11 protein-coding genes are annotated in these 12,128 nt (G+C 45.2%); 2 read left to right on the top strand and 9 right to left on the bottom strand.

Annotated features, from left to right (window positions below; genetic code table 11):
- Window positions 1–104 precede the first annotated feature (104 nt).
- The 9 genes from GWR56_RS15690 to GWR56_RS15650 form a co-directional block, all read right to left on the bottom strand.
- A complete protein-coding gene (locus GWR56_RS15690) occupies window positions 105–845 on the bottom strand; it encodes a DUF4038 domain-containing protein (protein WP_162432167.1) in 741 nt (246 codons plus the stop codon).
- A gap of 6 nt (window positions 846–851) precedes the next feature.
- On the bottom strand, window positions 852–3,014 hold the full coding sequence (locus GWR56_RS15685; RefSeq protein ID WP_162432166.1) for a PQQ-binding-like beta-propeller repeat protein: 2,163 nt from the start codon (window positions 3,012–3,014) through the stop codon (window positions 852–854).
- 339 nt (window positions 3,015–3,353) lie between these two features.
- On the bottom strand, window positions 3,354–3,785 hold the full coding sequence (locus GWR56_RS15680) for a GNAT family N-acetyltransferase (protein WP_162432165.1): 432 nt from the start codon (window positions 3,783–3,785) through the stop codon (window positions 3,354–3,356).
- Window positions 3,786–4,124: 339 nt separating this feature from the next.
- Entirely contained in the window at window positions 4,125–5,984 is a 1,860-nt protein-coding gene (locus GWR56_RS15675) for a glycoside hydrolase family 97 protein (RefSeq protein ID WP_162432164.1), read from the bottom strand.
- Between the two features lie 255 nt (window positions 5,985–6,239).
- On the bottom strand, window positions 6,240–7,379 hold the full coding sequence (locus tag GWR56_RS15670) for an acyltransferase (RefSeq protein WP_162432163.1): 1,140 nt from the start codon (window positions 7,377–7,379) through the stop codon (window positions 6,240–6,242).
- Window positions 7,380–7,387: 8 nt separating this feature from the next.
- Complete coding sequence (locus GWR56_RS15665; RefSeq protein ID WP_162432162.1) at window positions 7,388–7,936, bottom strand: sensor histidine kinase; 549 nt, start codon at window positions 7,934–7,936, stop codon at window positions 7,388–7,390.
- Window positions 7,937–7,940: 4 nt separating this feature from the next.
- On the bottom strand, window positions 7,941–8,279 hold the full coding sequence (locus GWR56_RS15660) for an STAS domain-containing protein (RefSeq protein ID WP_162432161.1): 339 nt from the start codon (window positions 8,277–8,279) through the stop codon (window positions 7,941–7,943).
- Entirely contained in the window at window positions 8,276–9,412 is a 1,137-nt protein-coding gene (locus GWR56_RS15655) for a SpoIIE family protein phosphatase (protein ID WP_162432160.1), read from the bottom strand. The genes GWR56_RS15660 and GWR56_RS15655 overlap by 4 nt, the downstream gene beginning before the upstream one ends.
- 7 nt (window positions 9,413–9,419) lie before the next feature.
- Window positions 9,420–9,920: a hypothetical protein gene (locus GWR56_RS15650; protein ID WP_162432159.1), complete on the bottom strand. Its 501-nt coding sequence runs from the start codon at window positions 9,918–9,920 to the stop codon at window positions 9,420–9,422.
- A gap of 55 nt (window positions 9,921–9,975) precedes the next feature.
- On the opposite strand from GWR56_RS15650, the gene GWR56_RS15645 reads away from it, so the two are divergent.
- Complete coding sequence (locus tag GWR56_RS15645; RefSeq protein WP_162432158.1) at window positions 9,976–10,899, top strand: glycosyltransferase family 2 protein; 924 nt, start codon at window positions 9,976–9,978, stop codon at window positions 10,897–10,899.
- A complete protein-coding gene (locus GWR56_RS15640; protein ID WP_162432157.1) occupies window positions 10,896–12,071 on the top strand; it encodes a glycosyltransferase family 2 protein in 1,176 nt (391 codons plus the stop codon). Before GWR56_RS15645 ends, GWR56_RS15640 begins: the two co-directional genes overlap by 4 nt.
- Window positions 12,072–12,128: the final 57 nt, after the last annotated feature.

Genomic DNA, 12,128 nt, shown 5'->3' with positions numbered 1-12,128 from the left:
GTTATTTTAACGATTATTTAATGCAAAAAATTATTTAAATCGCTATAAGTTACAGCAATTGCCTGCCGTTTGCTGCCACGCAAATTAAACAGGTTATAAAATGCTTACAGCTTTTGGTATTGTTTAGCGGCATCATCTAAAACCAGTACCCAATCTTGCCCGTAACCGTTTGACGGCGGGCTGAATTTATTGTCCCGCCGGTTTGAAACTGTTCCGGCATCCCGGGTTTTACCATCGCGCGGGTTATACCAGTAAGCGTTTAAGGTGTTACCTGATATTTTATTGGCAACCACAGTAAACGGCTCACCGCTGGCCGAGTAAACAAATATATAATCTGTACCGCGCGCTGCCTGGATACGCCCGGGCGCGGGCTTGTCGTTTTCCAGCACCACCGACTGGTCGGGTACCCTGTCCAGCAACGGGTGCGATTCCATCAACCTCCGTACATAGCGCATCTGGTTGGCGCCCGGCAAATCAACAGCAACGTACCAAAACATGTGCGGGCCGTTTAGCGGCTCGTGCTTGGGCGAATACATCTGCCAGATGTCATGACAGCCGTAAGTATGTCCAAAAGCCCCCGAAAGTAAATCTAAATAGGCTGATTTACGTACGTCGTAAGCGCTTGAAGTGCCCAAGTCGTTCACATTAAAACAAACGGGGTGGTCTTCGTAAATGGGTTCGCCGTCAATAGTAGGTTTTGTTGGTTGGGCGTTGTACGATGCGTTTATCCTGTCGTAAACCGGCGTATCGCGGCAATGCCCGGTCTGGAACATGTTAAAGCTAAACTGTGCCGATGCAAGCTGCGCTGCAGCTATAAAAACGATCAATAAATTATATTTCCTCATGTCAGATCATTTTGACGGCAGGGCGAACGCCACATAGCTATCGCCCGACTTTGTATTCATTTTACCGCCGCCACAGGCTATCACAATGTATTGCTTTCCATCAATTTCGTAAACCGATGGTGTTGCGTAACCCGGCGCCGGCAATGTAACCTGCCAAAGCAGCTTACCGGTTCTTTTATTGAAAGCGCGGAACTTACCATCTTTGGTGGCGGCAATAAACAGCAGCCCGCCTTTGGTTATAACCGATGCACCATAATTTTCGGTACCCGAATCTTCTTTTCCGTGCGGAAATTCAGGATCGTTCCCCAAAGCTCTTTTCCAAACAAATTTACCCGTATTAAGGTCGATAGCGTTAAGGGTGCCCCAGGGTGGTTTTATACCGGGATACCCCTCTTTGCTTAAAAATTTATTGTAGCCGGCCATCGCGTACGGCAGGCGGTAATACTCGTCGTTTTTACCAAATTCGTCAATAAAGCTTTTAGGCTGCTCGTTCCCGATATCCAGCACAAACGAAGCTATAGCTTTGCGCTCCGCGGGCTTAAGCTGCCTGAAAGCCGGCATCATCCTGCGGCCGGATTGTATCAGCGTATCAAACTGCAAGGCATTATATTTTCTGTTGATATTGATAAGTGAGGGAACAGTACCCGCTCCTTTGCGGTCTGATCCGTGGCAGGTCATGCAGTACGATCGATAGAGCCTTTGCCCGGCAAGCAGGTTGGTTTCGCCCGCAGCGCCTTTGGTGTCAACGGTGAGCATGCTTATTGCCCAGGCCATTTCGTTGGCGTTAACGTACAGGATACCTGTTTCGGGGTCGTAAGACGGGCCACCCCATTCGCCGCCTCCGTCAAGCCCGGGAAATTCCACTATTCCACCAAGCGTTGGCGCGTTGAACATATGATTGGTACGGTAGCTTTTAAAGGCCGCCAAAACCGCTTTACGCGAGCTATCGGGCATATACGGGTTCAGTTCCTGCTCGGTTACCAGCTGGCGCATAAACGGGGCAGGTGCAGTTGGATAAGGCTGTGTTGGCGATAGCTTCTCGCCTTTCAGGTCGGTAAAGGTTGGCACCGGTTTTTCTACAATGTCGTAAACGGGTTTCCCGGTTTCCCTGTCGAAAGTGAATATAAAACCTGTTTTGGTGGTAACGGCAACAGCATCAATACTTTTTCCGTCTTTTTTTATGGTGACCAATGCCGGCGCAGTTGGGATATCCCTGTCCCAAACATCATGATGAATATCCTGAAAATGCCATTTAAGCTTGCCCGTTTTTACATCAAGCGCCAGCAGGCAATCGGCGTACAAGTTATTGCCCAGGCGTTTTCCGCCATACCAATCGTACGATGCCGAGCCTGTGCAGCCATAAACAATACCTCGCTTTTCATCAAGGCTAAAGCCCGACCAGGCATTTGCACCGCCGATGTATTTCCAGGCGTTTTTGTCCTCCCACGATTCGAAACCCGGTTCGCCGGGGTGCGGGATGGTGTGGAATATCCATACCTGTTTGCCGGTAAGCACATCAAAGGCCCGGATGTGACCGGGTGCCGCGTGCGCGCCCTCGTCTACACGCGTGCCCATTACCATAATATTACGGTACATGATAGGCGGCGAGGTTGCGGTAACAAACAGGTCTTTTACGTCGCGGTCAAGGCCGTCGTGCAGGTCAAGCTTGCCTTTATCGGCAAAGCTGCTGATGGTTTTGCCGGTTATGGCATTTATGGCATAAAGGTACGGCCCGGCGCTGTAATATATCCGTTTATCCTCACCATTGGCCCAGTACGCCACCCCGCGCGAATTGTTCATGATAAAAAACATTTTTTTGTCCTTAGCCAGCGAATCGAAGGGGTTAAACTGCCATTTTTCCTGGCCGGTGGTGGCATCAATAGCAAACAACTTCATTTTTGGCGTAGTGCCGTACAGTACCCCATCAACAACAATAGGGTTACACTGTATCTGCGAATGGTTTATGGTGTCGGCATCACGGGTGTGGTATGTCCACGCTACCTGAAGCCGACTAACATTTGTGGTATCTACCTCCGTTAATGAAGAATAATGAATGTTTTCATTTGAACCTTTGTATTGCGGCCAGGATCTGTAATCCTTTTTTTGGTTACAGCCGTACAGCAATACAAAAACGGCAGCCGCAAAGGGCAACCCAATAATTTTTTTCATTTATAATTCAGGTTTAGCGATCAAGTTAAAAATAAATTTTGTGATGTATATCAGGGCTGGCCTGATCGCAGCATTTTTATAGCGGGGCAGGCTGCGCTTGCCTTAAAATTCGCAGCCCTGGCACCGGCGGGTTGGTGTGCAGCGGCCTTAAATATCTAATATCATTTATTAGTCGCTGATAAACAAGGCATTACTTGGGTAAAACCCAGTTTTGGCGGTGGTGACGCTGTTGCGCCACCAATAATATCAACTAACTGATAATCAAGCGTTCATGAATGTTCACGGTGTTCACGTGCGCCGAACGTGAACACCTGCCGGTAAGCGATAAATATCTCTGATTTACTTGTCTTTAATAATAAGGTCGTTTACATCATCAAGCAGAAAGCAGTGTGCAAAATTGGTCATACCGGTTTTCGGGTAATAATTTACAGCGGCCGGCGCAGCAAGCAATATGAGTTTGGCTTTTGGCGAATGCTTTTTGGTTTCGGCTATTAACCTAACTCCAATCCCCGATCGCTGATACGCCTGGTCTACGGCAAGGTCAGAGAGGTAAGTGCAAAAAGCAAAATCAGTTAGCGCGCGCGATAAACCAATCAGTTTGCCATCCAACCGTGCGGTAACTATCAGGTTGGCGTTTTGCAGCATATCCTTTATGCGTTCGGCATCGTCAACGGGGCGGCGCTCGGCAAGGGTGCTGCGGTTTAATACGTCAATAAATTCATCCGCGTTAAGCGTAAGTTCGCGCTGGTAAACAATTTCTGAAATGGACATTGTAATGGGTTTAATTGTAAATTATACTTTTAGAGGCGCAGCAGGGCCATGTTCAAATTTTATAATTCTGCAAACGAGCTAAATAGTCCAATAAATATAAATGGTTTAGTCCAGTTAATTACTTCCCCGTAAAGATCAGCCCGGGATTTGCTGCGCGCATAACCAGGCAACAGGCATATAGATGATGAAACACCTGCCGTGTATAGCCAAATGGCAACCTGGCAAAACAAAAAGCCCGGCTTTTGAGCCGGGCTTTAAATTACTTAGGTCAGGGCTTTAGTTCTAACACAAACCCACCTTTCGGCATCATGGTAACCATAAGTTTGTTGTCTTTTTTCTTTACCACATCGTTATGAACGATGTGCGTGTGGTACTGCCATCAGTAAATAGGGTCCCCCGATAACTTTTTTTGTGGTCTAAAAACGGCAGGCTTATGGTGTAGTTTTTAGAAACATTTTCGCCGTTAATACCGGCAATATACCAGTTTTTGCCTTTACGCCTTGCTATAACGGCGTCTTTACCGGGCTCGCCCTGTATCAACCTGGTTTCATCCCAGGCGCTGGGCACATCGCTTAAAAACTTTTTTACAGCCGCATCCTGGCTCAGGTACGATGAATCGCTGTCGGCAAAATGCATCATACCCGATTCAAATACCACGCTTAAAGCCAGTTCGTGGGTGTTGGTGGTAGTATGGGGGCAACATTTATAATCCGAAAATGTTACCGGCGTATAATCCATAGAACCGGCCACGTTGCGGGTATAAACGTATATGGTGTTTAATTCAGCGGCATCCATCGCAAATCGGGGATCCCATCCATAGTTCTCTGCCCCGCGTACCGACTCCATTGATAGCAGATTGGGGTATGTTCGTGCCCAGCCCCGCGGCATGGTACTTCCATGAAATATCACCATGATCTGCTGCTGGGCGGCGTCCTTTAAAATATCCAGGTACAGCTTCATAACATCCTGTTTATCGCTTTGAAAAAAATCAACTTTAATGGCTTTAACTCCCCAATCGTGAAGTTTTTTCATCTCCAGTTTACGGGTATCCGGGTTAAACATCACATCGCGCGGTTGTTCGGTAACGTTATTATGGGGCCCGCCAGAGTTATACCATAAAGTTAGTTTTACATCGTTCTGCTTTGCGTATTTAACCAGATCCTCTATTGTACCGCCTTCAGTGGGTATATTCCAGTTAGCATCTACCAGTGAATATTCCCAATTCATTTTAGCCGACAGGTCGATGAAACGTTTCATCGTTGTTATATTACGGCTGCTTGCATGGTCGCTCCACCAGCTCCATGACGATCGGCCGGGTTTAACCCACGATACACTGCCGATAGCATTTGGCTGCGCTAAGTTATTAACCAGGTTTGACTGTACTATAGCGGCGGTATTTTTACCGGCAATAATAAGCCGCCACGCGGTTGCGAAGGGCGTTACTGCAACCGGGTACGGGCTACCCTGCCCCAACCCTTCGCCTGCCAGCGGGAACGCCATTTTATACACGCCGTTATCGCAGTTTTGCTGCAGGTGCATGGCAGCGTTATCGGCAGTAGTGTTACTTTCTGCTATAAACAACCAATGATCTTTGGTATGAAAAAGGGCGGGAAAAGCCCAGCCGCTGCTATCTTTGGCGGCGGTTCCGGCTGGTATGCCATTTTTAAATACATTTTCGTAAGCCGGGTCGTGGCCATAGGGCTGCATCCATGCAGAGGCTTCGGGCACGGCAAATTCTGTAAGTTCCTTTACCAGCGTATAGGTTTTAGCTGAATCGGGAAAACGATACCTGAAGGCCACACCATCGTTATACGCGCGCAAATCAATAGTTACCTGGTTTTGTTGCCCGTTTGCAAAGGTGATGCTCGCCTGGTTAGCGTTTGCACGATATACCCCGGTTTTCCCTGCAGGCAGGGTATATATTTCGTTAATTTTACGGGTAAGTTCGTTCACAAAACTCAGTTCGCCGGTAAATTTATCAGTAGAGCTTTCAATTCCCAGTTTTGAGCGACGGATGATATCGGCGCCGTTATTTTGCACATAATAGCTCAAACTGCCGTTATTTAATTCAAGGTTTATTTGAAGGGAACGATCTGGCGAATAAACCTTCCATTCTTTAACCGTTTGCGCCAAAGTTGCGGTGAGTAACCCTAAGCTTACTGTTAATATTAAAGTAAGTTTTCTTAAAAATGTGTTCATTAATTTTTCCTGTTAGGTGATGGAAGATTAGCAATGCCTGCTGATTTAGCTATACCGGCACACGCCGAAGTTACACACATGCAGTTATTAAACAAATTCCCCTGCGTTTTATAACAACGCCTTTATAAAACCCAGGGAAGGTTTTTGTACCATCTGCAAAAAGACTTATTTAAAACTGTTTATCATTGTATTCGTGCGCTAAACCGGGCAAATGCTAATTGTGCTGATTGTATTCGTTTAAGCTCGCGCACCAAATCAACTGTGCGAAGCTACCTTCTGAAAGCGGGCTTTTATACGAAGGAAATAACGTTCGTAACCATAATATGATAAAGTAGCCAGCGCAACCACCGCAACTAAGGTTACAACATAAATTACGATATTTTGCACCAACACACCGGTGCCGTTCATATACCTTTTTACCAGGTAGAATACCAGGAACAGGGGATATTTGTGCAGCAGGTATATCCCGTAAGATATTTTGCCCATGTACTGTAAAGGCCTGCTCTTCAAATTAAAAATACTTGTGGCGGGCTCACATAAATTTACAATAAGCAGGGCCGCCAACAGAGCCATAACCATATCGCCCTGTGGTATTTCGTGCTTTAAATAAAAGTAAATAAATATTATAAAAGCCGTAATTGACAACCATTGTGCAACGCGGGTAAAAAACCAGTCGAAGAGCTTCTGAAACCTGAATGTAAACGCGTGATGTTTGGTATTGTAATAAAGCGTTGCTACAATTGCCCCGATCATCATATTGTCAAACCGGGCATAATATAAAAAAAGCCCTAAATTTCTTGTGAACGGGGTGTTTACCGGGAAATTGCGCACCGCGATATTGATGATTATCAACATGCCTGTTATGATGATAAGCGCGTTAAAAATGTTCTCGGGCTTCTTTATTTTAAAAATGTGGGGATGAAAAATATAAAATTGTTCTTCGGTGCCGATAGACCATATCGGGTCGAATATGGAGGGAAGCATTTTTAGGCAAAAAGCAAGGTTTGGTAAAAAAAACACGCTTAGCCATAGCGCGGTAGACGAGCCTTTAGCCGGGTATACAAAGAAACCTATTATAACCACCAAAAAATACAGCGGCCAAATACGAAGGATGCGGCGTATGTAAAAATCTTTGAGGCTTACGGTTTGATATTTCTTCTTTTCGACCAGCAGCAGGTAGGTGATCAAAAAACCGCTGAGCGCAAAAAATATAGTTACACCTATTTTACCAAAGTTTTGCAGGCTTATTGCCAGTTGCTGTAACCCGTATTCGGTTTTATGATATTCGATATGCGATACCACTACCATCAGGGCAGCTATTGCCCTTACGCTATCTAAATTTGAAAAATAGACCGGACTTTTGTTATCCGCTGTGGCTTGTTTATGGCTTTGCATACGCTGCTTTACATCTTATTTATTATCGCGGTAAAGTTATTTGTACACGTATCAATATCAAATTCATAAGTAAATGTATCGCATGCACGGGTAATTATCATCAGCCCAAAATGTTCTGTCAGGGTATTAATATCAAGCGGACCTGTTTCCGTTACCTCTTCTATAAAAAACTGAAGCCTGCAATTGTTTGTTAACCTGGCGTTCAAAATGGCACTGGCATCGGTATAAACCGTAATAACCTTATTGCCGTGATGCTTGCCCGGCAAGGGCCATACCATCAAATTTTGGTTACTGCTAATGGTAAGCCCGTTACCGGTATCAATTTTTTTAATGGCTATCTGCGCGCCGGTTACAGCAACTTCAATAATAGTTTCGCCCCCGCCCGAGTGTTTTAACGAGTTGGTAAGCATTTCAACTAACACTAACTTTAATTTAGATACCGTACTATCGCTTACCTTACCTGTGTTGGTAATATGGTCGATGATATCGATCATCGATGGATAAAGGCTCTCGGCAAGGTTATTGAACGCAAACTTTTTTAAGCTGGCATCGTGCATAATATTAGCTTTTACGCTCAGCGGCATCTGCTACCGAACCATATATCATAAATGCCTTATCAAGCCTGATCAACTGAAACAAACCCGCTACATCTTTATTCAACCCGGCCACCACTATTTCTGCCTTGTTGGCTATGGCATATTTAAGCGATGAAACCAGCGCACCCAGAAACGAACTGTCTACATATATCACCTGCTCAAAATTTACAATAATGTATTTGTTTCCGTGGTCAATCAGCTTTGTCATCTCGTCTTTAAAACTGTCAGATACGGTAAGGTTTGCTTCCTTTACCTGTATATCAGCTATCAAAGCATTATTTTGCGTGTTGGTTCTTAATATCATGAACTTGTTTTTTGTAAATAAATTAAGCTGCAATCATCAATATGTGCAGTTGCCTTTTCTTTTAAAAACCCGCTTTGTTTAAAACTGGCAAAAGACTGGGTCAGGAAGGGTGTTACGGCCGTGGTAAAGGTCTCGTAATCGGTTTTTTTTCCTTTTTCCGTCTCAAAATCAATAATCCCATCTGTAAATGCAAACAGTCTGTCGCCGTTGGTAAGTTTTAGCGTCACCTCGTCAAAATCCCCATCGGGCATCAGGCCAAGCAACATCCCGCCCGACCGTATCTGTGTTAGGCTGCCATCGGCGTGGTTAAAATAAAGCAAGGGCAGGTCGCCCGCGCCCGAGTAGGTTATGGCCGAGGCAGCGGTATCGATCATAATAAGCGACAAGCTCGACAGTACATCGTTCACTACCGGATCGTGATACACCACCGCGTTAATTTTCTGCAGGATACTTTTTGTAGAGAAATTGCCCTCGGATATGCAGATGCGCACTGCGGCACGTATATAACTTAAAAAGCCGAACGAAAAATACCATGCGCCCCACTTCTTCCCCATTACATCGCCTAAAACCACAAAGGTATGCCGCTCATCAATCGTAATAAAATCAATAAAATCGCCACCGGGGTAGTTCTGGAAAGATTTATGCCAAAAATCAATTTCGAAACCGTTTACAGCCGGCAGCGTTTGCGGCACCGAATGCAGGTTTAGCGCCATGGCCGCAACGCTTAGCTCTTTCAGCGTGCGTTCATGTTCCTCCCGCACGCTATTTAAAAAGTTGTTTATTTTTGATACCACCACCGGCAGCGGGGTATCCTTCAAAATATAATCTACTGCCTCCAGGTTAATACCTTCCAGCATCAGATCGTTATCAACCTCGGATGTTAGGAACATAAAAGGGATATCCTTATACGCTGGCATGGCTATCAGCTTTTGCCTGAACATAAAACCATCCATATCGGGCATGTGATAATCTGACAGGATAATATCCGGCCGCTCTTGTTTAAGCATATCCATCGCCGCATTTGCCGAAATGGCTTTCATGCAGTAAAACCCTTCTTTGCTCAAAGCCCTGCCCATCATCTCCAAAACAATCGGGTTATCGTCAACCAACAGAATTTTTTTTAATACGGGCATACTAAGGTTATGCGGTGCGCTTTTTTAGTAAAGCGCTTAAAAACAAATATACGCCTGTAAACACAATAAGCAATGCTATCAGGTCCATTAGGGTTACCCCATCGTTATCGTTAAAATAAAAAACCGTAAACATTTCAAAATACGGTGGCGCAGGCATTATGATCATGGCCATACCCAGGGTTATCATTACGATGCCTATAATGATAATAACAAACTTTTTTACCCTTTCTTGAGTGAGGTATTTTTTTGAAACATCGGTATCTAACTGGTGCTGCGACAGCAACATTTCCAGGTCGTTGAGCAGGTCAACCCTGTCGCGGTCGGTATCCAGTTCTTTAAAGGCCTCAATGGTTTTTGGCAAGGATGCCTCATCAATAGCGTTATTTATTTTTTGCTGTATGGCTTTAGCTTGTTTAGCATCAACACTACCTTTTTGAAGCAAAGCCACCAACTCATCAGCTTTCTGGTCAATTAATGCGGCTTCGTTAAAAACTGGTTTATCCTTCAATTTAATAATTTTTTTACTGAACTTTTGCTAATATTAGGGCATTAAAAAATACTGCATGAAAAAAGTATCTGTTGTCACCATAAATTTCAACCAGGACAAAGTTACAGAAGAGCTTTTAGTATCAATTGCCCAAACCAACACCTATCAGAACCTTGAGGTGATTGTTGTAGATAATGGCAGTACTGTTAACCCTATTCCATTATGGACTGTTAAATACCCCGATGTTAAGTTTATACGGTCTGAACGTAATTTAGGTTTCTCTGGCGGCAACAATATTGGTATTGCACAGGCTACCGGCGATTACTATTTCCTGGTGAATAACGATACCGAATTTACGCCCGGCCTGGTCCAGAAACTGGTAGATATTTTAGACACCCACCCACAGGTAGGCATTATATCGCCCAAACTTGTTTATGATTTCGACAGAAGCATTATACAGTATGTAGGCTTTACCCAGGTTGATTATTACACCTGCCGTAACCGCGCTATCGGTAAAAACGAGAAGGACGTAGGGCAGTATGATAACCTGCTGGGGCAAACAGGTTACTGCCATGGCGGTGCCATGATGGTTAAAAAAGAAACCTGCGAAAAGGCCGGCTTAATGGCCGATAACTTCTTTATTTATTACGAGGAAGTAGACTGGGGCGAACGCATTAACAGATCTGGCTACCAGGCCTGGGTGCGCGGCGACGCCGTTATTTACCACAAAGAATCAATGACGGTGGGCAAGAACAGCGCTTTTAAAGAGTACTTTATGAACCGCAACCGCATCCTTTTCATCCGCCATAACGCGCCTGCCTTAAAAGCCCTTGTGTTTTATTTTTACTTTGTTTTACTTGTTGTACCGCGCAATATTGTAAACTACATTAAGGAAAAAAAGTACGATTTCATCAGCATACTTTTCCGCGCTATCTGGTGGAATATTACCCATAGTAAGCATAGTACCGAATTAGGCTTCACTATAAATAAAGTTTCATGATACTTACCTTCTGGATAAGTTTATTCGTTGCCTTTTACACCTTTGTCGGTTACGGGTTTTTGCTGTATTTTATCATAAAAATCAAACGGGCTGTTAAAGGTAAACCTTTTATACCGGCTGTCGCCGATGATAGCCTGCCTACCTGTACGCTGGTTGTTGCCGCCTATAACGAAGAACACTTTATAGCGCAAAAAATTGCCAACAGCCTGCAGCTGAATTACCCGGCAGGCAAACTTAAATTTGTATTTGTAACCGATGGCTCGACAGACAGGACGGCCGAAATAATTGGCCTGCACCCGCAGATACAACTGCTGCACCGCCCCGGGCGAGCCGGTAAAATTGCCGCCGTACACCGGGCAATGGAGTATGTGGAAACCGAAGTTGTGGTTTTTACCGATGCCAACACTTTTCTAAACCCAGAAGCCATTACCCGCATTTGCCGCCATTACAGCGATAAAACAGTGGGCGCCGTTGCTGGCGAAAAGCAGGTGCAGATAGATGCCAGCGCCGATGCCAGCGCAGCCGGAGAAGGTTTTTACTGGAAGTACGAGTCGGCGCTTAAAAAGTGGGATTCGGAGCTTTACTCGGTAGTGGGCGCGGCAGGCGAACTGTTCAGCGTTAGGCGCGATCTGTATCAGGACGTGCCTGCCGATACCGTATTGGACGATTTTATGATATCTATGCTGATTGCCGCCAAAGGTTACCGCATTATTTACGAACCCGAAGCCTACGCGCTGGAAACCGCATCTGAAAATGTATCGGAAGAGCTGAAGCGCAAGATCCGCATTGCAGCGGGGGGCATGCAATCTATATTACGTTTAAAAAACCTGTTGTTTTCTTTTAAATATCCGGTGCTGTCGTTCCAATACGTAAGTCATCGTGTGCTGCGGTGGACGGTGACCCCCTTCTTTCTGATAGTGGCGTTTATTACCAACTTTGCCGTAGCATTTGCAGGAAAGGGCTTTATATACGAAGTACTTTTTGCCGGGCAGGCGTTGTTTTATTGCCTGGCCATCTTCGGCTATATTATGGAGGAGCGCCACATCCGCATCAAAGTGCTTTTTATCCCCTACTACTTTTGCGTAATGAACTACGCGGTAATAGCAGGTATTATCCGCTACTTTACCACGCAGCAAAGCTCCGTTTGGGAAAAAGTACAAAGAAAACATTAGCCGGGGGTTAATAAACGTTGTCGGCTGAATCTCACCCGCCCGTCATTGCGAGGTACG

The organism is Mucilaginibacter sp. 14171R-50 (genome assembly GCF_010093045.1).
Classification (GTDB): Bacteria; Bacteroidota; Bacteroidia; order Sphingobacteriales; family Sphingobacteriaceae; genus Mucilaginibacter.
The sequence above is the reverse complement of the archived record's forward strand: the minus strand, read 5'-3'. Positions and strand labels throughout refer to the sequence as shown.